Origin of the sequence: Micromonospora pattaloongensis (assembly GCF_900107255.1) — a bacterium.
Classification (GTDB): Bacteria; Actinomycetota; Actinomycetes; order Mycobacteriales; family Micromonosporaceae; genus Micromonospora_I; species Micromonospora_I pattaloongensis.
Genome location: NZ_FNPH01000006.1, coordinates 130,804 through 154,672, shown reverse-complemented (window position 1 = coordinate 154,672; position 23,869 = coordinate 130,804). Strand labels below are relative to the sequence as shown.

Genomic DNA, 23,869 nt, shown 5'->3' with positions numbered 1-23,869 from the left:
TTACTTTAGGGTGTGGCCGTGGCACCCCTCCCTGACCTGCTCCCGGACCTGCTCCCGGACACCGCGACCGTGCCCTTCGCGCGCGACCTGGCCGGACACGGCGACCGACCGGCGATCATCACGGCCGACGGTGAGATGTCCTATCGCGCGCTCGCGGCGCGGGTCGCCGACACCGCGCAGCGCCTCGGCCGGCACCGACGGCTGGTGCTGCTGGCCGGGGCGAACACGGTCGACGCCGTCGTGGTGTACCTCGCGGCGCTGGCCGCGGGGCACCCCGTGCTGCTGGTCCCCGGGGACAACCCCGCCGCCATGGAATCCCTCATCGCGGCGTACGACCCGGACGTCGTCGCGGGGCCGACGGACGGCCGGTGGCAGGTCGACGAGCGACGCGCGATCTCCACGCACGCCCTGCACCCCGACCTCGCGCTGCTGTTGAGCACCTCCGGGTCGACGGGCTCACCCAAGCTGGTCCGGGTCTCGTACGACAATGTGCGGGCCAACGCGGAGGCGATCGCGGAATACCTCGACATCCGGCCCGGCGACCGCGCCGCGACGACGCTGCCGATGCACTACTGCTACGGCCTGTCCGTCATCAACAGCCACCTGGCGCGCGGCGCCGGCCTGATCCTGACCGAGCTGTCCGTGGCCGACGCGTGCTTCTGGGAGCTGTTCCGGGATCGGCGGGGCACAACGTTCGCCGGCGTGCCGTACACCTTCGAGCTGCTCGACCGGGTCGGCTTCGCCGCCATGCGGCTGCCGCACCTGCGCTACGTCACCCAGGCCGGCGGCCGGCTCGCGCCCGACCGGGTCCGGCACTGGGCGACGGTCGGCCGGCGGGACGGCTGGGACCTGTTCGTGATGTACGGGCAGACGGAGGCGACCGCGCGGATGGCGTACCTGCCACCGGAGCTCGCGGCCTCGCATCCGGAGGCGATCGGCGTGCCGGTGCCGGGCGGCGCCTTCCGGCTGGCGCCGCTGCCGGACCACCCCGACCCGGAGGCCGGCGAGCTCGTCTACACCGGGCCCAACGTGATGCTCGGGTACGCCGAGACGCGTGCGGACCTGGGGTTGGGCCGCACGGTCGACGAGCTGCGCACCGGGGACATCGCGCGGCGCACCCCGGACGGGTTGTATGAGCTGATCGGGCGTCGGAGCCGGTTCGCGAAGATTCTCGGGGTGCGGATCGATCCGCAGCGCGTCGAGGCGGCGCTCGACCGGCACGGCCTGACGACGTGCTGTGTCGGGGCGGACGACGAGCTGATCGTGGCGGTCCAGGGGGGTGACGGCGACGTCGGTCGGGTCCGACGGCTGGTGGTCGGCGAGTGCGGGGCGCCGGCCCGGGCGGTACGGGTCTGCTTCGTCACCGAACTGCCCCGGCTGCCCACCGGCAAGCCGGACCACGTCGCCGTACGGGAGCTCGCCCGCACCGCCGGAGCGCCTGCGCCCCGGTCCACGCCGGCACCCGCGCCCGGCCCGGTCGACCTGTGCCGGCTCTACGCCGAGCTGCTCGACCGCGACGATGTCACCCCGGACAGCAGCTTCGTCAGCCTGGGCGGCGACTCGCTGTCGTATGTGGAGATGTCGCTCCGCCTCGAACAGGCGCTCGGCCGGCTGCCCGTCGGTTGGCACGCGCTGCCGATCCGCGAGCTGCGCCAGCCGCCGCGCCCCGCGCGCACCCGAGGTCGGGCGCTGGAGACCAGTGTCGCGTTGCGCGCCGTCGCGATCGTGCTCATCGTCGGCTCGCACATCCCGCTGTTCACGATCAAGGGCGGCGCGCACGTGCTGCTCGGTCTCGCGGGCTTCAACTTCGCCCGGTTCCACCTCACCGACGCGAAGCGGCGGCAGCGGGTCCGGCACGTCGCGGGCAGCGTGGCGCGGATCGCGGTGCCCAGCATGACCTGGATCGCCCTGGCACTGCTGGCCACCGACGACTATCGACTGACGAACGTGTTCCTCCTGAACCACGTTCTCGGGCCCCGCGACGGCCGTTCGGAATGGCACTTCTGGTTCATCGAGGCGCTGGTCGCCATCCTGCTGACCCTGGCCGCGGTCATGGCGCTGCCGTTCGTGGACCGGCTGGAGCGACGCATCCCGTTCGGGTTGCCGATGGCCCTGATGACGGCGGCGCTGGTCGCCCGCTACGACATCGGCGGGCTTCGCCCCGACGTGCCGATCTCCTCGCCGGTCGTCGTCTTCTGGCTGTTCGCGCTGGGCTGGGCGGCGGGGAAGGCGACCGAGCGGTGGCAGCGGTTGGCGGTGAGCGTGGCGGTGCTGGCCACCGTGCCGAGCTTCTTCGGCGCGCCGGAGCGGGAAGCGCTCATCATCGCCGGGCTGTGGCTGCTGGTCTGGGTGCCGAGCCTGCCGAGCCTGCCGGCGCTGAACCGGGCGGCGGGCGTGCTCGCCGGCAGTTCGCTCTACATCTATCTCGTCCACTGGCAGGTCTACCCGCGCCTCGACGAGCACTCGAAGCTGTTGGCCCTGCTGGCCTCGCTGGCGCTCGGGATCGGCTACGCCCGGGTGGCCGCCAGCGCCGCCGCACGGGTGTCCGCGGCGCTGCGCCCGCTGCGTGAGCGGGCCGGCCGCGTTGTCCGCCGGGCACGGACGTCGTTTCCGGTCGCCGGCGGCGGGAATTCCCCAGCGGGCGGGTGATCCGGGCCGGCCGGCGGTGCGCCGCCGCATTAGTTGCCGCGTCAACTAATGTATGGGGTTAAGGACAGCTGAGGAGCGCACATGCAGTTCGGGATCTTCACCGTCGGCGACGTCACCCCGGATCCGACAACCGGTCGGACACCGGGCGAGGCGGAGCGGATCAAGGCGATGGTGACCATCGCGCTCAAGGCCGAGGAGATCGGGCTGGACGTCTTCGCGACCGGCGAGCACCACAACCCGCCGTTCGTGCCGTCGTCCCCGACGACGATGCTCGGCTACCTCGCCGCCCGGACCGAGCGCCTGATCCTGTCCACCTCGACGACGCTGATCACCACGAACGACCCGGTGAAGATCGCCGAGGACTACGCGATGCTGCAGCACCTGGCCGACGGCCGGGTCGACCTGATGATGGGCCGCGGCAACACCGGCCCGGTCTACCCGTGGTTCGGCCAGGACATCCGCAACGGCATCCCCCTGGCCATCGAGAACTACGCGCTGCTGCGTCGGCTCTGGGACGAAGAGGTCGTGGACTGGGAAGGCAAGTTCCGCACCCCGCTGCAGGGCTTCACCTCGACCCCGCGGCCGCTCGACGGCGTGCCGCCGTTCGTGTGGCACGGCTCGATCCGCAGCCCCGAGATCGCCGAGCAGGCCGCCTACTACGGTGACGGCTTCTTCCACAACAACATCTTCTGGCCCGCCGAGCACACCCGCCGGATGGTCGAGCTGTACCGCCGCCGCTTCGCCCACTACGGCCACGGCTCTCCCGACCAGGCCATCGTGGGCCTCGGCGGACAGGTGTTCATGCGCCGCAACTCCCAGGACGCCGTCCGGGAGTTCCGGCCCTACTTCGACAACGCGCCGGTCTACGGCCACGGCCCGTCGCTGGAGGACTTCATGACGCAGACGCCGCTGACCGTGGGCAGCCCGCAGCAGGTGATCGACCGGACCCTGGGGTTCCGGGAGTACGTCGGCGACTACCAGCGGCAGCTGTTCCTGATGGACCACGCCGGACTGCCGCTCAAGACGGTGCTCGAACAGCTCGACCTGCTCGGCGAAGAGGTCGTCCCGGTGCTGCGCAAGGAGTTCGCCGCCCGCAGGCCCGCGCACGTGCCGGACGCGCCCACCCACGCCAGCCGGGTGGCGGCGGCCTCGGCCGGGACGAACGGCGGGGCGACGGCGGGACCGGGCCGATGACGGAGCGGACCGTCGCGGTCGTCACCGCCGGCCTGAGCCAGCCCTCGGCGACCCGACTGCTGGCCGACCGGCTCGCCGCCGCGACCGAGGCCGCGCTGCGGGACCGGGACGTCACCCCGCGGACCGAGGTCGTGGAGCTGCGCGGGCACGCCCACGAGCTGACCGACAACCTGCTGACCGGTTTCCCGGCCCCGCCGCTGCGCGCCGCCATCGACACCGTCGCCGGCGCCGACGGGCTGATCGCCGTGACGCCGGTCTTCACCGCCTCGTACAGCGGCCTGTTCAAGACCTTCTTCGACGTGCTCGGCAAGGACACGCTGGTCGGCGCGCCGGTGCTCATCGCCGCGACCGCCGGCACGGCGCGACACTCGCTGGTGCTGGACCACGCGCTGCGGCCGTTGTTCAGTTACCTGCGCGCGCTGGTCGTGCCGACCGGGGTGTTCGCGGCCGCCGAGGACTGGGGCGCCGGCGGCGGCGCGACGAGTCGGGCCCTGGGCGAGCGCATCGAACGGGCGGCCGGCGAGTTCGCGCCGCTGGTCGCGGCGGGCCGGGCCGGCGAGCCGGTCGACCCGTTCGACAACCCGACCCCGTTCGAGGACCTGCTCCCCGGCCGTTAGGCTCCGATGTGGACGCTACGGTGAACCGGCGCCGTCGTCGTCTTCCTCCTCCGCGGGCCAGGGCGGCGTCCCCACTCCGGTGATCCGCACGCCGCCCCACGGGTCGACCTCGGCGAGCCGCGCCGGCGCGGACCGGTCGGCGATGGTCACCCGCACGTCGCGCCGCCCCGCCCGCACGAGCTGGGCGATCGCCGGGTCGGGCGCGACGCGGCCACCCCAGTGGTAGCGGCCGTCGATCGGCTCCCACCGTCCGGCCAGCCGCAGCCGCACCGGCGTCGCGCCGATCAGCGCGGGTCCGTCGTAACTCACCGGGTCCCCCCTACCGCGTCGGTGAACGTGCGCGGCAGGTCGGCGGTGCGGCGTACCCCGTCGATGCCGCTCCACAGCAGGGTCGTGAGGTAGTCGGTGAGCGCGGCACGTCGGATCGGCTGCCCGTGCGACACCCACCAGTCCCCGACCGCCTGCACGAAACCCACCAGGCCGTACGCCCACGGCTCGGCCGGACCGGCGTCGAGACCGAGCGACCGCAGCCGGTCGCCGATCACCCGGGCCAGACCCGCCGACACCTGCTGGCTGGTGGCGACGATCATCTGGTGCACGCCGGAGAACTCCGACTGCCGCATGACGAAGCGGTAGAGCCGGGGGTGCGTCTCCAGCACCCCCAGGTACGCGTCGATGGCGGCCTCGATGACGTCGCGCTCCTCGCGCACCTTCTCGATCGCGGGTGTCACCGCGTCGATGACGACGGACGCCAGATGTTCGCCGACCGCGAGCCAGAGCTGCGCCTTGTCCGCGAAGTAGCGGTAGAGCACCGGCTTGGTGACCCCGGCGGCCGACGCGACCTGGTCCATGTCGACGTCGGGTCCGTACTCCAGGACGGCCTGGATCGCCGCGCCGATCAGCTCCACCCGGCGGTGCTCGCGGTGCGCGGCCCAGCGCGCCTTGCGGCCGCCTCCACCGGTGGGCGGGGTCGCCGGGGCGGGTCGGCCGGTATCCCCGGTGGCCCGATCGGGGCCACTGACATGGGCCCGATCGGGGCCATTGACATCCGTCACGTCCGCTTGCATGCTACTACTCGTAACAGTTACCAGCGGTAACGTCAATAGCGGTAACGTCAATACCAGACGGTTCATAGGAGACGGTCATGGAGGCGCTGTCCGGCACCCCGTCCACCCGCGAGAGCGTCGCCGACCGGCTGCTCACCGCGTCGGTACGCACCAACTACGACCCCACTGTGGAGATTGACTGGGACGCGCCGCACCGCCCGGACGCGTACTGGCTCGCCCCGCACCGCAGCAGCCTCTACGGCACCGAGCTGTGGCACCAGCTCACCGAGGCACAGCGCATCGAGCTGACCAAGCACGAGGTCGTCAGCGCCGCCAGCGCCGGCCTCTGGTTCGAGACCATCCTCATGCAGATGCTGATCCGGCACTACTACGACGCCGACCCCACGAGCCGGCACGCGCAGTACATGTTGACCGAGGTCGCCGACGAGTGCCGGCACTCCATCATGTTCGGCCGGCTGATCGAGGCGCTGGACTGCCCGGTCTACACCGCGAGCACCTTCGACCACCTGCTCGGCCGCTACCTCAAAACGACCGCCACCGGCCCGCACATGTACGCCGCGATCCTGATCGCCGAGGAGATCCTCGACGCGCTGCAACGCGAGATCATGGCCGACGAGTCGCTGCAGCCGCTGATCAGGATGGTCTCCCGCATCCACGTCGTCGAGGAGGCCCGGCACGTCCGCTTCGCCCGCGAGGAGCTGGTCCGCCAGGTCGAGGCCGCCGGCCCGCTGACCATGGCGTACGCGCGGGTCACCATCGGCCGCGCCGCGTACTCGATCGCCAACCGTCTGGTCCACCCTCGGGTCTACGCCGCGGTCGGCATCCCGCCGCGCGTCGGACGCGCCGCCGCCCGGGCGAACCCGCACTTCCGGGCGACCCTGCGGTGGTCCGCGCAGCGGGTCTCCGGCTACCTCTCCGACCTGGGTCTGATCGCCGGTCCGGGCCGCGCGCTGTGGTCGCGCGCCGGCCTGATCTGACGGCCCACCGCGCGTCACCCCGGTCGGTGACACCGCTGCGGGACTGGCGAATTCACCGATTCGCGACACCGGTCCGACATCTGATGCTGACCGCTACCAACCTGCGGCGTCGCAGCGGTAGCGGGTCATCGCGCCACCGGTGCGGCTCCCTCCCGGCCATCAGGGAGCACATCAGATGCAGCGACACGAGACCATTCCCCGACCGTCCCATCGCCGCCCCCGGGGGCTGCACCGGCTGACCGCGATCGCGGTGGCCGCGGCCATGGCCCTGACCACGCTCGGAGTGGCCGCGCCGCCCGCGTCGGCCACCGAGCGCGGCCTCGCCCCGACCGCGGCGAACATCACCGGCGACGGCAGCTACGGCGTCGTCTCCGCGACCATCACCGGCGCCAGCGGGTTCGGTGGCGGCGTCGTCTACTACCCGAACGCCACCGAACGGTTCCCGGTCGTCGCCATCTCGCCCGGCTACACCGAACGCTGGTCATCGTTCGCGTGGCTCGGGCGGCGGCTGGCCTCGTGGGGATTCGTGGTCGTCGGCATCGAGACGAACTCGCTCTTCGACCAGCCGAACAGCCGGGGTACCCAGTTGCTGCGCGCGCTGGACTGGGCCAGCTCCTCCGCCCCGGCCGCGGTGCGGGACCGCGTCGACGCCACCCGGCAGGGAGTGTCCGGGCACTCGATGGGCGGTGGCGGAACGCTGTCGGCCATGGACCAGCGCCCCTCCGTGCGCGCCGGCGTGCCGCTGGCCCCGTGGCACACCACCACCTCGTGGCCGAGGGTGACGAACCCGGTCATGATCCTGGGGGGCCAGAACGACGGGATCGCGCCGGTGTCGTCCCACGCGATCCCGATGTACACCGGCGTGGCCTCCGGAGAAAAGGCGTACGTCGAGCTGGCGGGCGCCGGGCACAACTTCCCCAACAGCGCCAACCCGATCGTCTCCAGGGCCGCGGTGTCGTGGTTCAAGCGGTTCCTCGACGACGACACCCGGTTCGCCCCGTTCGCCTGCGACTTCGGCGGCGCTTCGATTTCGCAGTTCCGCAGCACCTGTCCGGTCTGACCGGGCCCGGGCGGGGTCGGCGTGCCGCAGGTCGCGCGCCCGGCCCCGCCCGGACGTCGGCGCCGGTGTCGTCAGGCCGTGCCGGCCGTCGCGGCGTTGTCGCGGGCGGCCGCCTTGGCGCGGTACATCGCCTCGTCGGCCCGGTGCAGCACCTCGGTGGTCGTCAGTTCGGGATCGGTGATGCCGACGGCGCCGACGCTGGCGGTGACCCGGACGTCGCCGACCTGCGCCACGGCGGCGCGCCGCAGGCGGCCGGTCCACGCGGCCAGCGCCGCCGCGGTGGGCGGCAGCATCGTGGCCACGATGAACTCGTCACCGGCCAGTCGGCCGTACAGGTCCCCGGGGCGCCCGGTGGCGCTCAGCGACGAGGCGAGCCGCCGCAGCACCTCGTCGCCGACGGCGTGTCCGCGCGTGTCATTCACGGGCTTGAAGTCATTGAGGTCGACGAAGGCCACGCCGAGCTGCTCGACGTCCGGGCGCAGCTCGAGCAGCGCGGTGGCCAGCCAGCCCTGGATGCCGGCGCGGTTGAGCAGACCGGTCAGCGGGTCACGCTCGGCGAGCTCACGCAGTTTGCTCATCCGTTCCTCGAGCGCCGCCATCCGGGCCCGCTCGGATGCCCTCGCCGCCTCCCGCGCCAGCTGACCGGAGACCAGCCGGGCGAACATCTCCAGCGAGGCCACGTGGCGGTGATCCACCTCCTGCGAGGTGTTGCTCGCGCCGCACAGAGTCCCCACCACCGCGCCGTGCGCGTCGTGCACCGGCACGGTCAGGTACGTCACGATGCCGAGGGCGCGCGCCACCTGTGACTCGCCCCAGACCTCCGGAACGTTGGTCGTGATCGGCCTGCCCTGCTCGAAGGCGCGCCGGCAGAGCGTGTCGGACCAGGGGGCGCTGATTCCCTCCGGAATGTTCATCTCGCCGGCGTTCAGCGAGTAGAGGACGCGCTGCTCCTCCGCCTCCCAGTCGACGATCGACAGAAAGGCGGTGTCGAGGTGGGTGACCTGCCGGATCAGCTCCAGCAGCGGCCGGGTCAGGCCCTCCAGGTCGTCGCCGTCCGCGACCACGCCCGCGAGTCGGGTCAGGTCGACCGGCGTGCCGGGCGGCGCGGGCACGGTGGAGCGGGCGAGCAGCTCGCTGACGTAGTCCGCGACGGCCCGCAGCGTCGCCTCGTCCCGTTCGTTCAGCGTGGCGCCGGGCCGCCGGGAGAGGCAGCACAGGGTGCCGGTCACGTACGGCGCCGAGAGCGGCACGCCGGCGTGGGCGCCGACGCCGTACGCGGAGGCGACGGGATGGGCGGCCAGCAGCGGATCGACGGCGGCGTCCGGCACCAGGGCCGGCAGGTCGCCGGAGAAGATGAGGTGGCACAGGGTCTGCTCCAGCGGGTGCGCGGTGCCGACCGGGAGCACGGGGGCCCCGGGCGCGCTCACGCTGTGCGTCACCACCCGCTGCCCGTCGCGGAACTCGCCGACGAAGGCGATCTCCATCCGAAGCTCCTCGAGCAGTAGCTCCAGCGCACGCGTGATCTGCTCCGCAACCGTGCCACCCGCCGCGCGCAACAGCCCGATGAGAGCCCTCCGCCCGACCGTCTGGTCATCGCTCATACCGGGGAACATCGGCGCACCGGGGCGGGACCGAAGAAGTTGACCTTGGCGGCTCCGTCACACCCCCCCCGGGTCGGGTCGGCCGACGTGGACGCGTCCGGCCCGGAGGGGTGGAAGGACGCCGTCTCAGCACACCTCGGCGCGCACGACCCGGACCACGCCGGCGAGCAGCGGCGCCAGCATCCACACCGCCAGCGACACGGCGACCCGGGCCCACTGCCCGGCGGTCACGTCCGGGGTCGCCAACGGCATCAGCGTGACGCCGGTGTCCAGCCACTGCGCCGGGGCGCGCAGCGCCGGAATCATGTCGCCGAGCAGGCCCCACACGGTCGGCAGGAGGAAGTACAGGACGACGGCGAGCGGGGTGTGCAGGAGCAGCATGCCGAACGCCAGGCCGGTCAGGACGCCGGTCGCCTGCAGCACCGCGGCGTGCCCGATCGCGGCCGCCTCGAACGACCAGCTGACGTCACCACCGGCGACGTTGCCGATCACCGTCCCGGCCGCGGCGACCGCCAGGCTGATCCCGACGGATGCCACCCCGGCGACCGTGCCGGCGGCCAGCTTCGCGAGCACCACGCGGTGCCGCCGGGGCACCAGGGCGAAGGTCGTCAACGTGGTGCGCTGCGACCACTCGCTGGTGACCGACAGGATGCCGAGCACCGGCAGCAGAACGCCGACCGGGAGCAGCGACGCGGAGAAGAAGTCCGCGAAGCTGCGTGCCCGGGCGTCGGGCACGACGAGCTGCACGGTGGCGATGGCGGCGGCCAGCAGGCCGATGGTGATCAGCAACCAGTATCCGGCGCGGGTGTCGGCCAGCTTGCGCAGCTCGACCCCGGTCAGCCGGACCAGCGAGGGCGGGGCCATCCGCGGCGCGCCCGCCCGGGCAGTGGTCGTCGTGGTCATCGGACCGCCTCCTTCACCGAGTCGCCGGCGGTCAGGGTCAGGAACATCTGCTCGAGACCACCGCCGCCGGCGGGTCGCAGCTCCAGCAGCGCGACGCCGGCGTCCGCCGCCACCTGCCCCACCGCCCCCGCATCCGCCGGCACGGTCAGGGCGCCGTCGGTCGCCGCGGTGACGGCCAGGCCGGCGCGGCGCAGCGCGCCGGCCAGCGTCTGCGGATCGCGGGCCCGCACCAGCGTGCCGGCCCCGGCGAGCAGCTCCCTCTTGCTGCCCCGGGCCACGACCCGGCCACGGCCGATCACCACCAGCTGGTCGGCGACGGCCTCGACCTCGCGCAGCAGGTGGGAGGAGAGCAGCACGGTCCCGCCCCGGTCGGCGAACTCGCGCAGCAGGCCGCGCATCCAGTAGATGCCCTCCGGGTCCAGTCCGTTGGCCGGCTCGTCGAGGATCAGCACCCGCGGGTCGCCCAGCAGCGCCTGCGCCAGGCCGAGCCGCTGGCGCATGCCCAGCGAGTACGCCCGGACCCGCCGCTTGGCGGCCACCGCGTTCAGGCCGACCAGGTCGAGCTTCTCCTCGACCGCACGCCGGTCGACCCCGATGAGCTGCGCCGACAGCGTCAACGCCTCGCGCCCGGTGCGGCCGGCGTGCTGCGCCGCGGCGTCGAGCAACACGCCGACCTGCCGCCCCGGGTTGGGCAGGTGGCGGTAGCCGACGCCGCAGACCGTGGCGCCGCCGGACGACGGCGGGGTGAGTCCGCAGATCATCCGCATGGTGGTGGACTTGCCGGCCCCGTTCGGGCCGAGGAACCCGGTGACCGTGCCCGGCTCGCAGACGAATGAGACGTCCTCGACCGCGGCGTGCCGGCCGTACCGCTTGCTCAAGTGCTCGACGGCAATCATGCGGTTCAGCGTGCGCGCGGCCGCCGGGCCCGCGCGGCGGCCGGCGGTCGAGACGTGCGGGACGATGGTCTATGTCAGCTGTCGACTTTGGTCGCTGTCCCGCACCCGGTCACGCTGCGTAGCATGAGGACGTGACCAGCGCCGCCGCCGCACCGGACCATCCCGGGCTACTGCCCGGATCGCTGACCGGGGCGGTCGGCGCGACCCGGCGCACCACCCGCGACTGGGTGGTGGACAGCCTCTGTTTCCTGCTCGGCCTCGGCTGGGTGCTGCTGGCGACGGGCGACGCGCTCTCCCCCGATCCGAAGTTCGCCGCCCCGCTGCCGCAGCCCTGGATGGTGCCGGTGGACGCCGTGATCGGGCTCGTCTGCTGCGCCCTGCTCTGGGTACGGCGCCGGTGGCCGCTCGGGCTGGCCGTGGCGACCCTGCCGCTGACCATCTTTTCGATGGCGGGAGCCGTCCCGCTGCTGATCATCTACTTCACCGTGGTGGTGCACCGCCGGACGGCGGTCGCGCTGGCGGTGACGGCCGGCGGTCTCCTCACCAACTTCGCCTTCAGCTACGTCCGACCGGACCCCGAACTGCCGTACTGGGTCGTGACCGCCTGGGGGGCGGTGCTCTGCCTGTCGGCGCTCGCCTGGGGCATGTTCGTGCGGGCCCGCCGGCAGCTGGTCGTGTCGCTGCGCGAGCGGGCGCACCGGGCCGAGGCCGAACAACAACTCCGGGTCGAACAGGCTCGGCACCTGGAGCGCACCCGGATCGCCCGCGAGATGCACGACGTTCTCGCGCACCGGATCTCGCTGCTGAGCCTGCACGCCGGCGCGTTGGAGTTCCGTCCGGACGCCCCGCCGCACGAGATCGTGCGCGCCGCGGGTGTGATGCGGTCCAGCGCGCACCAGGCGCTGCAGGACCTGCGCGAGGTGATCGGGGTCCTGCGTGCGGACACCGGCGCGGCGGCGGAGCGGAGCCCCGCCGGCACCACGCCGGAGCGCCCGCAGCCGACCCTGGCCGACCTGCCGGCGCTGGTGGAGGAGTCGCGGCAGGCCGGGATGCGGGTCACCGTCCGGAACCGGGTCGCCGATCCGGCGGCGACGCCGGCCGCGATCGGGCGCAGCACGTACCGGATCGTCCAGGAGGGACTGACGAACGCGCGGAAGCACGCGCCGGGCGCGGCGGTGACGGTCACCGTGGAGGGCGCGCCGGGGGCCGGGCTGGCCATCGAGGTGCGCAACCGACGCCCGGTCGGCCCGCCGCCGGAGATCCCCGGGGCCGGGACCGGGCTCATCGGACTCGCCGAACGGACGACGCTGGCCGGCGGCCGGTTGGAGCACGGGCGGACCGAGTCCGGCGACTACCGGCTGGGCGCGTGGCTGCCGTGGTCGGCGTGAGCACGGAGACCGCCCCGGTCCGAGTCATGATCGTCGACGACGACCCGCTGGTCCGGGCCGGGCTGGCGATGATGCTCGGCGGGGCAGCGGACCTGCGGGTGGTCGCCGAGGTGGCCGACGGCGCCGAGGTCGCGGCGGCGGTGCGGGCGCACTCGCCGGACGTGGTGCTGATGGACATCCGGATGCCGCGGATGGACGGGCTGGCCGCGACCGAGGCGCTGCGCGCGACCCCGCACCCGCCCGAGGTGCTGGTGCTGACCACCTTCGACGCCGACGAGCACGTGCTGCGCGCGCTGCGCGCCGGAGCCGGTGGGTTCCTGCTCAAGGACACTCCCCCGGCGGAGATCGTGCACGCGGTGCGGCGGGTCGCCGCCGGCGAGGCCACCCTGTCGCCGGCGGTGACGCGTCGGTTGATCGCGCACGTGACCGGCCCCGGTCCGACCGCTCCAGGGCAGGGCCGGCGGGAGCGGGCGCTGCGGCTGCTCGACGGGCTCAGCACTCGCGAGCGCGAGGTGGCGTTGGCGCTCGGACAGGGCCGGTCGAACGCGGAGATCGCCGCGGAGCTTTTCATGAGCGTGGCCACGGTCAAGGCGTACGTGTCGCGGCTGCTCACCAAGCTCGACCTGAATAACCGGGTGCAGGTCGCGCTGCTCGTGCACGACGCCGGCCTGGTCTGACCCCGAACGGTCGGGGACCGCCAGGGGGCGGCCTGGATCCCGGGTCGCACCTTCCAGTTGCCGCTCCCGCCGTCGTCACGACAGTCCGTACACGGGATGTAACGCATCCGCGCGCCGCGGCGCTGAGGTGGTGGGACCGGTTGCACGTCCTCCCACGTCCTGGACCGGGGCGGGCGACCTCCCGTCGACGTCCGCCCCGGTCCAGGGCCCCATCATCTGATCGGAGTACTTCGTGAGATTCAGTCGTCGCAAGACACTGGCCGCGGCGTCCGCCATGGCGCTCGGCGCCGGGCTGGCGGCCGGCACCGTGTCGGCCCCCGCGGCGTCGGCCGCGGGTCCGGACACGACGTTCCTCGTCCTCGCGCCGCAGGGCGGATCGAGCGCCAAGGCCGCCGCCCGGATCGCCGCGGCCAACGGTCGCGTCGTCGCCGACTACCGGCAGATCGGCGTCCTCGTGGCCCGCTCCAGCAACCCCAACTTCGCCACTGACGCCGCCGGCGCCGGGGTGGAGGCCGTCGCGTCGACCGCCGGGCTCGGCACCGCGCTCGAGGAGGGCGAGACCGTCGAGGTCGCGGCCGCCACCGCGCAGGCCGTCGCCGGCGACCCCGCCGGCGAGCCGCTGTGGGGCCAGCAGTGGGACATGCGGCAGATCGACCTGCCCCAGGCGCACGCGGTCACCACCGGCAGTTCCGATGTCGTCGTCGGCGTACTGGACAGCGGCATCTCCAGCAGCCACCCCGACCTGGCGACGCAGATCGCGAAGGACAAGAGCGCGTCCTGCCTCGGCGGCGTGGTCGACACCGCCGAGGCGGCGTGGAACCCGACCACGTCCGACCACGGCACCCACGTGGCCGGCACCATCGCGGCCGCGATCAACGGTGTCGGCGTGACCGGCGTGGCCCCCGGCGTGAAGGTCGCCGCGGTGAAGGTCGTCAACAACGACGGCTTCATCTACCCGGAGGCGGCGGTCTGCGGGTTCATCTGGGCCGCCGAGCACGGCATGCAGATCACCAACAACAGCTACTACATCGACCCGTGGGAGTTCAACTGCCGTAACGACGCGCGGCAGCGCCCGGTGTGGCAGGCCGTGCAGCGGGCGATCCGCTACTCGCAGAACAAGGGCGTGCTCAACGTCGCCTCGGCGGGCAACTCCAACGTTGACCTGCAGCACAAGACGGTCGACGAGGGCAGCCCGAACGACGGCAGCTACCCCGTCGAGCAGCGCAACATCAACAGCGCCTGCCTGGACCTGCCGGCCGAGGCGCCCGGCGTGGTGACCGTCTCCGCGACGGGCCCGACGCGGCAGAAGAGCTACTACTCCTCGTACGGCCAGGGCGTCGTCGACGTCGCCGCCCCGGGTGGCGACACCCGTTTCCGCACCGGGGGCACCCGCTCGACGTCGTCGGACGGCATCCTGTCGACCACGTTCAACACGACGACGAAGACCAACGGCTGGGGCTACAAGCAGGGCACGTCGATGGCGGGCCCGCACGCCGCCGGTGTCGCCGCGCTCGCCCTGTCGGCCCACCCGGGCCTGCAGCCGGGCCAGCTCGCGTCGCTGCTGGAGCGCACCGCCGAGGCGCTGCCGTGCCCGGCGGGTGTCTACAACCCGGTGCCCGCGCTGACCGGCTACGAGGCCACCTGCTCCGGCGGGCAGCGCAACGGCTTCTACGGCGCAGGCGAGGTCAACGCGTACAACGCCGTGAAGTGACCGACCCACGGTCGTGAAAGGGGGGCTCGCGCCTGCGAGCCCCCCTTTCGTGTGCGCCCGCGGCGCTACTCGGCAGCCGGCTGCGCCGCCGACAGGGCACGCAGCAGCGCGAACAGGCGGGTCGCGGTGGCGGCATCGACGTCGTCGTCATCTCGTAGCTCGGTCACGGCCTTTCGGAGGTCGTCGGTCTTCTTCTGCCACTCCTCGGCGCGCTTGCGCGGGTTGCCCTTGCCCCGACCAGCGGTGTCACGCAGTTTGTCGACCTTGTCGCGCAGCTCGTCCGCGACGTCGCCGCTCATCGCACGGGTCTCGACGGCGTCGTCGAGGGTGCGGTGCAACTCGGCGAGGATCCCGGCCCGGTCCGTGGGGACCGGCCGCGTCGGGGCGGTGGTCGGCGCCGTGGGTGACGTCGGCGCGGGCGCGGAGCTCGTCGCCGGCGGCGCCGCGGCGGCCGGCACCCGGGCCGGTTCGTCGGGGCGCAGCGCCACGGCGCCGACGGCGACCGCGAGTGCCGCCGCGACCAGCACGCCGGCCACCACCGGCAGCCGACGGGCCCGCCCGGGCGCCGGGGCCGGCCCGGCGTGGAACGCCGCGTCGAGCGGTTGGACCATGGTCGGTGGGGACGGCGGACGCGCCGCGCCGCGCGCCGACGCGTCGGGCGGCGGCGGCAACGGCAGCACCGTGGTGCGCTCGCGCAGCGCGGTCGTCGGATCGGGCAGCCCCACCGCCGCGGCGAGCCGCGCGGCCAGTTCCTCGGCCGACGGCCGATGCGCGGGGTTGGGCGCCATCGCCGCCATCACCAGCTGCGTCGCGGCTGCCGGCAGCCCCGGCAGGTGCGGCGGCGGCACCGGGTGGCCGCCGCGGTGGAACGCCTGCGCCTCCTCCCAGCTGGTCGCCGCGAACGGCACCCGCCCGGTCAGGGCGCGGTAGAGCAGCACGCCCAGCGCGTAGACGTCGCCGGCGGGTTGCGGCGGGGCCGATCCGAGTTGCTCCGGCGCCATGTACGCCGGCGTGCCGACCCGGAACCCGCCGTCGTCCGACCGGTGGCCGGCCAGCGCGGCGATGCCGAAGTCCAGCACCTTCGCCCCGCCCGGGGTCAGCATCACGTTGCTCGGCTTGATGTCACGGTGCACCACGCCGAGCCGGTGCGCGGCGGCCAGCGCCGCCGCCACCTGCGCGCCGATCGTCAACACCTCGGACCACGGCAGGGGGCCGTCGGCCAGCCGGTCGGCGAGGGTCCGGCCCTCGATGAGCTCCATCACGAGGTACGGAACGGGCGGGTCGCCGCCGATCGCGGCCTCGCCGTAGTCGTACACCTGGATCACGTGGGGGTGTGCCAGCCGCGCCGCCGCGCGCGCCTCGCGCCAGGTGGCCTGGCGCAGCACGGGATCGGCCGCCAGGGTCGACCCGAGCACCTTGACGGCCACCGTCCGCCCCAGCACCTCGTCCACGGCCCGCCACACCTGCGACATCCCACCCGTGCCGAGCAACTCGACGAGGGTGAACCGATCATGTAGGCGTAGACCCGGAGTGAACGAAGACATCCGAACAGTGTCCTGACGCGTCTGAGCAGCGCTTCAGCGGGGGTGGCCGGGTGGGATCACGCTCGCCCGGCCGGGCCGGTGTCGCGGGAGTGGTACGGGCAGTTCATCGGCCGCTGCTCCTCGGCATCCCCCCACCGGGGGCCCGACTGCGCGTCCCTGGCGGCCCAGTCCGCCAGCCCGGGGCGGTTCGACCGGTTCGACACGAGGGGCCACCCCTTGCGGTTGGCTTCCCGGCGGTACCGCCCGGATGCGGGCCGGTTCCAGCCACCAGTCGCTGTCACGTCGCTCCTCCCATCGCGGGCCCGCGACGCGATCCGCGCGTACGTCGCCCAGCCCTCCCCATCACGTACAGCGCCGGCAAAGGTCAGATCGTTACATCATCCGCAGGTCCGATCATATTTAATTGCACGACCGTCTGTGATAAACAAATTCGCTGCTATTCGGCTTTCGGCGGGGTCCGCACTTCGCAGCGCTTCGTCGGCCCGTTCCGTTACACGGACACCCTGCCCCCGCCGGTGGAGATACATCTCTTTTTCCGCGCGCCCGTCGTCTTGATGAAGCCAGGCTCATCTCCTACCTTGGGTCAGCGCTCGCGCCGCCGACACATTCACCACTCGTCGCTGGCGGGACGCCCATTCGGATATGTAGCACATTTTGTGGGCGACCACAGGACGAATATCACCACCGGATCGAAAACGACCGCCAGGAGAGAAAAGGCGCGATGCTGGGGACGCGGGACACAGAGCGGGTGAGGCGCACCCATCGGGCAAGGCGGGCGGTCCTCATCGACCTGCGTGGGCGACGTCGTGGCGTGGGGGACGACAATCCCGGGCAGCCGGTCTTCGTCGACCGGACCGGACGCCGCCGCCGGCTCGCCGTGTTCGGCGGCACCGGGATCGCGGCGGGCCTGGTCGCCTGGCTCGGCCTGCTCCTCTCCGGCCTGGTCACCGGCGGGCCGTTGCCGCTGCCGGGGTGGCCGGAGGCCGGCCCGCGGCCGCAGCAGAACCGGGCGGAGGCGAAGCGGGAGGTGCGGCCCTCCCCCACGGCGGTTCGCGCCCCGGCCCCCGCGACCGTGCCCTCCGCCGTCACGACGCCGACCGTGCGTCCGAGCGCGCCGGTCGCGAGGCCGTCCGCGAAGGCGGCCGGAAATCGGGGCCTCGGCGACGAGCGCCGCAGAACACCGACGCAGCGCGCCAAGCCCAGCAAGTCGCCCGGGAAGCCGAACTGACGGTGGGCCGCCACATCGCGCGCCCCGATCCGCGCGCCCACTGGCTGCTGCTCCTGCTCGGGATCCTGGCGCTCTTCGCCGCGCTCTCCTTCCACGGTTACGTCTCCGGCGTCAGCGGCGGCACGGGACGCCCGGCAACGGGCGGCCCGGCGGCGCGCCCGGCAACGGACGCCCCGGCGGCGTCGGAGAGCGGCGCCGCGGGCGGGCCGGTGCTCCGCTTCGACGGCGCGGCGCCGGCCAGTAGGAACATGCCGGGGCGCACGATCGCGCTCACCTTCGACGACGGCCCGGACCCGGTGTGGACGCCCCGTGTCCTCGACGTGCTGCGCCGGCACGGCGCGCACGCCACCTTCTTCGTGGTCGGGTCCCGGGTGCACGCGCACCCGGAACTGGTGCGCCGGATTCTCGCCGAAGGACACGAGCTCGGATCCCACACGTTCACCCACGCCGACATCGCGGCGTTGCCGGACTGGCGGCGCGACGTGGAGCTCGCGTTGACCCGCAACGCGATCGCCGGCGCCACCGGCCGCCACGTCACGTCGTTCCGGCCGCCGTTCTCGTCCACCCCGGCGGCGCTGGACGCGGCCGGCATGGGCGCGCTGCGGGACGCCGCCGAGACCGGGCACTTCGCGGTGCTCGCCGATCTCGACACGCGCGACTGGCAGCGCCCGGGCGTGGACCGCATCGTGGCCTCGGCGACGCCGGAGCGCGGCGGCGGCGCGGTCGTGCTGATGCACGACGGCGGCGGCGACCGGTCGCAGACGCTGGCCGCGCTCGATCGGCTGCTGCCGACGCTGAGCAAGCAGGGCTACCGGTTCACGACGGTGTCGGCGGGGCTGGGCGCGGCGCGCTCGGACCTGCCGGCGGGCGGGGCGGCGGAACTGCGCGGCACGGCGCTGCGGTACGCGCAGACGGCCGCCGGCTGGGTGAGCGCCGCGATGGCCGTGCTGCTCGGGGTCGCGCTCGTCCTTGGCCTGCTCCGCCTCGCCGTGCAGCTGGTCTGCGCGCGGATCCACCTGCGCCGGGTCCGGCGCAGGTGGCAGCGACCGGTGGAGATCCTCGATTCGGTGACGGTGATCGTGCCCGCGTACAACGAGGCCGCCAACATCGCCGCGACCGTGCGTTCGCTGGTCGGCAGCCATTACCCGGCGTTGGAGGTGATCGTCGTGGACGACGGCTCCACCGACGGCATCGCCGACATCGTGGAGTCCCTGGGGCTGCCGCGGGTGCGGGTGATCCGCCAGGCGAACGCCGGCAAACCCGCCGCGCTCAACACCGGCATCCGGCACGCCCGCGCGGACCTGCTGGTGCTCGTCGACGGGGACACCGTGTTCCAGCCCGACACCGTCCACCGGCTCGTGCAGGGATTCGCCGACCCGGCGGTCGGCGCGATCTCCGGAAACACCAAGGTCGCCAACCGGCGCCGGCTGCTCGGCCGCTGGCAGCACCTCGAGTACGTGATCGGCTTCAACCTCGACCGCCGCATGTACGACGTGCTCGGCTGCATGCCCACGATCCCGGGGGCGATCGGCGCGTTCCGTCGGGAGGTGCTCGTCGACGTCGCCGGCGTCCCGACCGACACCCTCGCCGAGGACACCGACCTGACGATGAGCGTGCTGCGGTCGGGATGGAAGGTGATCTACGAGGAGAGCGCGGTCGCCTGGACCGAGGCCCCCTCGTCGCTGCGGCAGCTGTGGCGGCAGCGCTACCGCTGGTGCTACGGGACGATGCAGGCGATGTGGAAGCACCGCGGCGCGCTCGCCGAACGCGGTCCGGGCGGGCGGCTGGGCCGTCGCGGCCTGCCGTACCTGATGATCTTTCAGGTCGTGCTGCCCCTGACCGCGCCGGCCGTCGACGTGTTCGCGCTCTACGGCCTGCTCTTCCTGCCGTGGTCGCAGCTCGCGCTGGCCTGGTTCGGGCTGCTGGCGCTGCAGGCGCTGACCGCCGCGTACGCCCTCCGTCTGGACCGGGAACGCTTCGGCCCGCTGTGGAGTCTGCCGTTCCAGCAGGTCCTCTACCGTCAGGTGATGTACCTGGTCGTCGTGCAGTCGGTGGTCACCGCGCTCGTCGGCAACCGGCTGCGGTGGCAGCGGGTGACGCGGACGGGCGAGGCGGCCGTCCTCGTCGACGCCGGGGTGCGGCCCGCGTCCTGAGCGCGGTCAGTTCTTCGGTCCGGGCGTCTTCGCGCGGCCGTGCGCCGGGGCGTCGTCGGCGCCGTGCGCCGGGGTGCGCGTCGGCGGGCGTGCCGGCGTGTGCCGGGGCTTGTCCGGCGTCGCCGGCCCGGCCACCACCCGGGCGCAGTACGCGTCGACGCGGTCCCGCCCGCCGGCCGCGGCGACCAGCGCCCGGAAGGCCGGGGTCTCCAGCGACTTCCCCCGCTCCGCGCCCTTCTTCGCCAGGTACGCCCGGCACAGCCCGGTGGTGGCCGGGCCGGGGACGCGGACGGACGACGGTGCCGCGGACGGCGTCGGCGCGGGCGATGCCGTCGGCGCGGCGAGCGACGGCGACGGGTCCGGCGAGCGCGGCGGTGCGGTCGGGACGGCGGTGGAGGTCCGCGGTTGCGGGCCGTCGTCGGTCAGCTGGACGGTGGCCGCGAGCGCCGCGCCGGCGGTCGCGGTGGCCGCGAGCGCGGCGGCCCACGCTGCGGCGCGGACCGTGGAACGCCGGCGGCGGCGCCGCGGGGTGGGCGACGGTCGCACGCCACCCTGCGCGGCGGCCCGGAACGCGGCGACGGCGGCGTCCTCGCCGGCCAACTCGCCGGGCCGTCGCGGCGCGGCGGCGGCGGCGAGCAGGCTCGCGACCGGGTCACCGCCCCCGGTGTCACCGCCCCCGGTGTCACCGCCCCCGGTGTCACCGCCCCCGGTGTCACCGCCCCCGGTGTCGCCGCCCGCGGCCGCGTCGAGCAGCTGCTCGGCCGCGCCACGGTCGGGGCGCCCACGTCGACTGCTCCACATCCTCATTCCCCTCACCGTCCTGTCCCGGGCGTCCGGGGTGGCGGCACGGTCCTGGCAGTCGCCGACGCGGCGGTCCGCTCCGGCTCCGGCGCGCCGGGGGCCTCACGCCGCTCCAACATCTGCGCCAGCCGCCGCAGTCCGCGGTGCGCGGCGGTGCGGACCGCGCCGGGGCGCTTGCCCAGCACCCGGGCGGCGCTGTCGGCATCGAGGCCGACGACGGCGCGCAGCAGCACCGCCTCGGCCTCGGTGCGCGGCAGCGTGGCGATCAGCGCGATCGCGTTGTCGGTGCCGAGCGCCTCGTGGGCCCGCTGGGCCGTGTCCTCGCCCCCGGCGAGGTGGTCGAGCGCGTCCACCGGCACGGACAAGCTCGGACGGCGACGCCGGTACCGGAGGTGGTCGAGCGCGCGGTTCCGGGCGATCGTCACCACCCAGGCCCGAAAACCGGAGCGACCGTCGAACGTGTGGAGGTCCCGCGCCACCTGCAGCCATGTCTCCGACGCCACGTCCTCGGCGTCGGCGTCGACCAGCGCGGTCAGATAGCGCAGCAGCCCCGGCTGCACCGCCCGGTAGAGGACCCGGAACGCCCCCTCGTCACCGGCCTGTGCCGCCCGCACCGACTCGGACAGGTCAGCGGTCATGATCGGCAGGACGGGTCCGGTCGATGGTCCCCGCGATGCGCCGTCGACCGGCCCGGCGGACCGAACAACCCTGCTGCCACGTCATCGTCCTCCCGGGCCGGCGTTTCTTCGAGGGGCGGCACGCCGATCCCGCGCCGACGCTGCACGAACCTGACCTGCGTCGGCGACCCCGCACCTGCGCTGCGGTGCGCAATGCTAACGGCAGGCCCGTCGCCGCGGGAGCGGCGGGTTTGCCCGCCGGACGGCGGGGAACGCAGCCGGCCGGAGTGCGAACCCCACGATCGGGAGGCGAGCATGGGCAGCAAGAAGCGTGACCGGGTTCCGTCGACGGCCGAGGGCGGGATGAACGTGACGCCCGGCCGCCAGGACGAGCACAAGGTCTACGAGCGCGATCGCGGCGGCCGGGCGACCGCGGGCGCCGGCCAGCCGGGCACCGGTCCGGGTGGACCGCTGGTGAGCGGCATCAGCGACGCCAGCAAGGGCAGCGCCGCCGGCGAGACCGCGAGGACCGACGACGAACAGTAACCGCGGCCCGGGTCGATGAGCCCCGTCCGCAACCTGCGCGTCCGCCCGGATCAGCTCTACATCGCGAGCGGGTGGAGCACGCTGATCACCGACGTGCGGGGCCGGATCACCGACGCCGACCCGTACGGCTTCTTCGCCCGCAACACGCGGGTGCTGAGCGAGGAGATCGTCACCGTCGACGGCCGGGAGCCGCTGGCGTTCAGCGCGGCGAACGTGCACGGCCACGCCCAGCTGTGCTACGCCGCGCTCGGTGACGGGGAGACGCTGCCGTCGCGGGCGGCGTACCTGCTGACGGAACGGTTCCTCGGCGAGGGGCTGTGGACCCGGCTGACCGTCGTCAGCTACGCCGACGCGCCGCTGACCATGCGGTTGGGCGTGCTGCTCGACGCCGACTTCGCGGACATCAACGAGGCGGAGAACCGCGATCGACGGCAGTGCGCCCCGGTCGACACGCGCTGGCATCCGGAGCGCCGGGAGTTGCGCGTGACGTACCGGCACGAGCGCCTGGACGTCGCGGTGGCGATCGAGGTCCGCACCGTGCACCCGGTCGGGTACGCCGACCGCACCGTCACGGTCGACCTCGTGGTGCCGGCCCGCGGTGACGCCCGCGTCGATTTCCTGGTCGAGCCGGTCTTCGACGGGGAGCGCCTCGGCGCGCCGTCGCCGGAGTTCGCCCAGCCCGGCGATCCGGCGGCGCGGGCCCGCGCCGTGCTGGCCGGGGAGTTCGCCCGGCTGCGCAGCACCAACGTAACCGTGGCCGGCGCCTGGCAGTCCGCGATCGACGACCTCACGGTGCTGCCGCTGGGTGAGCCGCCCGGGCCGGCGGCGCCGATGGCGGGCCTGCCGATCTATCAGGAGATCTTCGGCCGGGACACGATGACCGCGTCGTGGCAGGCGCTGCTCGCCGGGCCCACCATGCTGCGGGACAGCCTGCGGCTCAACGCCGCCCACATCGGGCGGCGCGTCGACGACTGGCGCGACGAGCAGCCCGGCAAGCCGCTGCACGAGGCGCGGCACGGCCCGGTGTCGGCGCTCGGACTCGACCCGTTCACCGCCTATTACGGCGACTGGGCCACCGGACCGGACTTCCTGAGCTTCCTCGGGCAGTACTTCGCCTGGACCGGCGACCGCGACACGCTGCGGGAGCTGCTGCCGGCGGCGCGCCGGGTGCTGGACTGGATCGAGTGCCACGGTGACCCGGACCGCGACGGTTTCCTGGAATACCGGTCCCGCTCGCCGGCGGGCTTGAAGAACCAGGGCTGGAAGGACTCGGCAACGGCGATCGTCGACGAGTGGGGCCGGGTGGTCGCCGACCCGATCGCGACCAGCGAGCTGCAGGGCTACTGGTACGCGGCGCTGCGACACGCCGCGCTGGTGTTCGCCGCGGTCGGGGAGCCGCGTCGCGCGGCGGCGTTGGTCGCGCGCGCCGGCGCGTTGCGCCGGCGGTTCCACCGCGCGTACTGGTTGCCCGAGCGGCGGTGTCACGCGATGGCGCTGGGCCCGGACAAGCGGCCGGTCCGGTCGACGAACTCGAACGACGGGCACCTGTTGGCCACCGGGATCGTTCCGGCGCGGATCGCGCCGATGGTCGCCGATCGACTGTTCGCGCCGGACATGTTCAGCGGCTGGGGCATCCGCACCCTCTCGGCCGATCACCCGGCGTACAACCCGTTCAGCTACCACCGCGGCAGCGTCTGGCCGGTCGAGGCCGGCACCATCGCGCTGGGCCTGGCGCGCTACGGCTGCTGGTCGCAGCTGCACCGGCTCGCCGAGGGCGCGTTCGCGGCGTCGGCGCTGTTCGAGGGGCACCGGCTGCCGGAGGTGCTCAGTGGGCTGCCGCGCGACGCGCACCCGCATCCCGGCGTCTATCCGAACTCCTGCTCGCCGCAGGCCTGGTCCGCCAGCGCGGTGGTGGCGATCGTCCAGGCGCTGCTGACGTTCCGCCCCGCCGCGCCGCTGCGGACGGTCTTCGTGGACCCGCACCTGCCCGACTGGCTGCCCGACCTCGCGTTGGAAGGCGTCCGCGTCGGCGACGCCACCTTCGACCTGGAGGTACGGCGCCGGCGCGGGCGGCGCACGTCGGTGCGCACCCGCGGCGACCGCATCACCGTGATCCGGCGCCCGACGCTGCAGTCGCTCCTCGCCGGCCGGGCCGCCGTCACGCGCCGCTGAGCGGCGGCGCCCGCACCGCCCTCGAGCCCGGGCTGACATGTATTGACACCCATCTCGTTTTCCGGAAA

General features: G+C 73.8%; 20 protein-coding genes. 12 read left to right on the top strand and 8 right to left on the bottom strand.

The features are described 5' to 3' along the window. The first annotated feature begins 18 nt into the window (after positions 1–18). The 3 genes from BLW47_RS17665 (at position 19) to BLW47_RS17655 (ending at position 4,460) form a co-directional block, all read left to right on the top strand. Positions 19–2,649 (top strand): AMP-binding protein, encoded by a 2,631-nt coding sequence (locus BLW47_RS17665; protein WP_245736719.1) that lies wholly within the window; start codon positions 19–21, stop codon positions 2,647–2,649. An 81-nt stretch (positions 2,650–2,730) separates the two neighbouring features. Continuing rightward, positions 2,731–3,843, top strand: a complete 1,113-nt coding sequence (locus BLW47_RS17660) for an LLM class flavin-dependent oxidoreductase (protein WP_091558602.1) — start codon at positions 2,731–2,733, stop codon at positions 3,841–3,843. Next, a complete protein-coding gene (locus BLW47_RS17655; protein WP_091558599.1) occupies positions 3,840–4,460 on the top strand; it encodes an FMN reductase in 621 nt (206 codons plus the stop codon). Before BLW47_RS17660 ends, BLW47_RS17655 begins: the two co-directional genes overlap by 4 nt. Before the next feature lie 15 nt (positions 4,461–4,475). Here BLW47_RS17655 and BLW47_RS17650 read toward each other — a convergent pair whose 3' ends face one another. Together BLW47_RS17650 and BLW47_RS17645 are read right to left on the bottom strand one after the other, a co-directional pair. Beyond that, positions 4,476–4,769: a DUF4873 domain-containing protein gene (locus BLW47_RS17650; RefSeq protein WP_091558596.1), complete on the bottom strand. Its 294-nt coding sequence runs from the start codon at positions 4,767–4,769 to the stop codon at positions 4,476–4,478. Next, positions 4,766–5,515: a TetR/AcrR family transcriptional regulator gene (locus BLW47_RS17645; RefSeq protein WP_342709426.1), complete on the bottom strand. Its 750-nt coding sequence runs from the start codon at positions 5,513–5,515 to the stop codon at positions 4,766–4,768. Before BLW47_RS17645 ends, BLW47_RS17650 begins: the two co-directional genes overlap by 4 nt. Before the next feature lie 89 nt (positions 5,516–5,604). Here BLW47_RS17645 and BLW47_RS17640 point away from each other — a divergent pair, with 89 nt between their 5' ends. Together BLW47_RS17640 and BLW47_RS17635 are read left to right on the top strand one after the other, a co-directional pair. Beyond that, entirely contained in the window at positions 5,605–6,504 is a 900-nt protein-coding gene (locus tag BLW47_RS17640) for an AurF N-oxygenase family protein (protein WP_175543679.1), read from the top strand. 175 nt (positions 6,505–6,679) lie between these two features. Next, on the top strand, positions 6,680–7,564 hold the full coding sequence (locus BLW47_RS17635; protein ID WP_217634878.1) for an alpha/beta hydrolase family protein: 885 nt from the start codon (positions 6,680–6,682) through the stop codon (positions 7,562–7,564). Between the two features lie 71 nt (positions 7,565–7,635). Here the strand turns inward: BLW47_RS17635 and BLW47_RS17630 are convergent, their stop codons facing one another. The 3 genes from BLW47_RS17630 to BLW47_RS17620 all read right to left on the bottom strand — a co-directional run bounded on the left by BLW47_RS17630 (position 7,636) and on the right by BLW47_RS17620 (position 10,964). Next, positions 7,636–9,165: a diguanylate cyclase gene (locus tag BLW47_RS17630; RefSeq protein ID WP_139307344.1), complete on the bottom strand. Its 1,530-nt coding sequence runs from the start codon at positions 9,163–9,165 to the stop codon at positions 7,636–7,638. Between the two features lie 126 nt (positions 9,166–9,291). Beyond that, positions 9,292–10,068, bottom strand: a complete 777-nt coding sequence (locus tag BLW47_RS17625; RefSeq protein ID WP_091558580.1) for an ABC transporter permease — start codon at positions 10,066–10,068, stop codon at positions 9,292–9,294. Then, the gene (locus BLW47_RS17620) at positions 10,065–10,964 is read right to left on the bottom strand and encodes an ABC transporter ATP-binding protein (RefSeq protein ID WP_091558576.1); all 900 of its coding nucleotides are present in this window, start codon (positions 10,962–10,964) and stop codon (positions 10,065–10,067) included. The genes BLW47_RS17625 and BLW47_RS17620 overlap by 4 nt, the downstream gene beginning before the upstream one ends. A gap of 131 nt (positions 10,965–11,095) precedes the next feature. Between BLW47_RS17620 and BLW47_RS17615 the strand changes: the two genes are divergently transcribed. The 3 genes from BLW47_RS17615 to BLW47_RS17605 all read left to right on the top strand — a co-directional run bounded on the left by BLW47_RS17615 (position 11,096) and on the right by BLW47_RS17605 (position 14,740). After that, positions 11,096–12,352, top strand: a complete 1,257-nt coding sequence (locus BLW47_RS17615; protein WP_091558573.1) for a sensor histidine kinase — start codon at positions 11,096–11,098, stop codon at positions 12,350–12,352. A gap of 26 nt (positions 12,353–12,378) precedes the next feature. Further along, entirely contained in the window at positions 12,379–13,029 is a 651-nt protein-coding gene (locus tag BLW47_RS17610; RefSeq protein ID WP_091558831.1) for a response regulator, read from the top strand. A 232-nt stretch (positions 13,030–13,261) separates the two neighbouring features. Further along, the gene (locus BLW47_RS17605; RefSeq protein ID WP_091558569.1) at positions 13,262–14,740 is read left to right on the top strand and encodes a S8 family peptidase; all 1,479 of its coding nucleotides are present in this window, start codon (positions 13,262–13,264) and stop codon (positions 14,738–14,740) included. A gap of 65 nt (positions 14,741–14,805) precedes the next feature. On the opposite strand, the gene BLW47_RS17600 is transcribed toward BLW47_RS17605, so the two are convergent. Next, positions 14,806–16,284, bottom strand: a complete 1,479-nt coding sequence (locus BLW47_RS17600) for a serine/threonine-protein kinase (RefSeq protein WP_091558565.1) — start codon at positions 16,282–16,284, stop codon at positions 14,806–14,808. Between the two features lie 811 nt (positions 16,285–17,095). Between BLW47_RS17600 and BLW47_RS17595 the strand changes: the two genes are divergently transcribed. Both BLW47_RS17595 and BLW47_RS17590 read left to right on the top strand, forming a co-directional pair. Then, the gene (locus BLW47_RS17595) at positions 17,096–17,512 is read left to right on the top strand and encodes a hypothetical protein (protein ID WP_091558563.1); all 417 of its coding nucleotides are present in this window, start codon (positions 17,096–17,098) and stop codon (positions 17,510–17,512) included. Positions 17,513–17,514: 2 nt separating this feature from the next. Next, the gene (locus tag BLW47_RS17590; protein WP_091558560.1) at positions 17,515–19,665 is read left to right on the top strand and encodes a glycosyltransferase; all 2,151 of its coding nucleotides are present in this window, start codon (positions 17,515–17,517) and stop codon (positions 19,663–19,665) included. Positions 19,666–19,671: 6 nt separating this feature from the next. On the opposite strand, the gene BLW47_RS17585 is transcribed toward BLW47_RS17590, so the two are convergent. Together BLW47_RS17585 and BLW47_RS17580 are read right to left on the bottom strand one after the other, a co-directional pair. Further along, a complete protein-coding gene (locus tag BLW47_RS17585; RefSeq protein ID WP_175543678.1) occupies positions 19,672–20,466 on the bottom strand; it encodes a hypothetical protein in 795 nt (264 codons plus the stop codon). Positions 20,467–20,477: 11 nt separating this feature from the next. Further along, the gene (locus BLW47_RS17580) at positions 20,478–21,104 is read right to left on the bottom strand and encodes an RNA polymerase sigma factor (protein WP_091558556.1); all 627 of its coding nucleotides are present in this window, start codon (positions 21,102–21,104) and stop codon (positions 20,478–20,480) included. A 294-nt stretch (positions 21,105–21,398) separates the two neighbouring features. On the opposite strand from BLW47_RS17580, the gene BLW47_RS17575 reads away from it, so the two are divergent. Both BLW47_RS17575 and BLW47_RS17570 read left to right on the top strand, forming a co-directional pair. Continuing rightward, positions 21,399–21,629, top strand: a complete 231-nt coding sequence (locus tag BLW47_RS17575; protein WP_091558554.1) for a hypothetical protein — start codon at positions 21,399–21,401, stop codon at positions 21,627–21,629. A 15-nt stretch (positions 21,630–21,644) separates the two neighbouring features. Next, positions 21,645–23,801, top strand: a complete 2,157-nt coding sequence (locus tag BLW47_RS17570; RefSeq protein ID WP_091558550.1) for an amylo-alpha-1,6-glucosidase — start codon at positions 21,645–21,647, stop codon at positions 23,799–23,801. Positions 23,802–23,869 lie beyond the last annotated feature (68 nt).

Coding starts and splice junctions, on each gene's coding strand:
- BLW47_RS17660 (WP_091558602.1), top strand. CDS start 2,731: ATGCAGTTCGGGATCTTCACCGTCGGCGACGTCACCCCGGATCCGACA.
- BLW47_RS17655 (WP_091558599.1), top strand. CDS start 3,840: ATGACGGAGCGGACCGTCGCGGTCGTCACCGCCGGCCTGAGCCAGCCC.
- BLW47_RS17640 (WP_175543679.1), top strand. CDS start 5,605: ATGGAGGCGCTGTCCGGCACCCCGTCCACCCGCGAGAGCGTCGCCGAC.
- BLW47_RS17635 (WP_217634878.1), top strand. CDS start 6,680: ATGCAGCGACACGAGACCATTCCCCGACCGTCCCATCGCCGCCCCCGG.
- BLW47_RS17630 (WP_139307344.1), bottom strand. CDS start 9,165: ATGAGCGATGACCAGACGGTCGGGCGGAGGGCTCTCATCGGGCTGTTG.
- BLW47_RS17625 (WP_091558580.1), bottom strand. CDS start 10,068: ATGACCACGACGACCACTGCCCGGGCGGGCGCGCCGCGGATGGCCCCG.
- BLW47_RS17620 (WP_091558576.1), bottom strand. CDS start 10,964: ATGATTGCCGTCGAGCACTTGAGCAAGCGGTACGGCCGGCACGCCGCG.
- BLW47_RS17610 (WP_091558831.1), top strand. CDS start 12,379: ATGATCGTCGACGACGACCCGCTGGTCCGGGCCGGGCTGGCGATGATG.
- BLW47_RS17600 (WP_091558565.1), bottom strand. CDS start 16,284: ATGTCTTCGTTCACTCCGGGTCTACGCCTACATGATCGGTTCACCCTC.
- BLW47_RS17585 (WP_175543678.1), bottom strand. CDS start 20,466: ATGTGGAGCAGTCGACGTGGGCGCCCCGACCGTGGCGCGGCCGAGCAG.
- BLW47_RS17580 (WP_091558556.1), bottom strand. CDS start 21,104: ATGACCGCTGACCTGTCCGAGTCGGTGCGGGCGGCACAGGCCGGTGAC.
- BLW47_RS17575 (WP_091558554.1), top strand. CDS start 21,399: ATGGGCAGCAAGAAGCGTGACCGGGTTCCGTCGACGGCCGAGGGCGGG.
- BLW47_RS17570 (WP_091558550.1), top strand. CDS start 21,645: ATGAGCCCCGTCCGCAACCTGCGCGTCCGCCCGGATCAGCTCTACATC.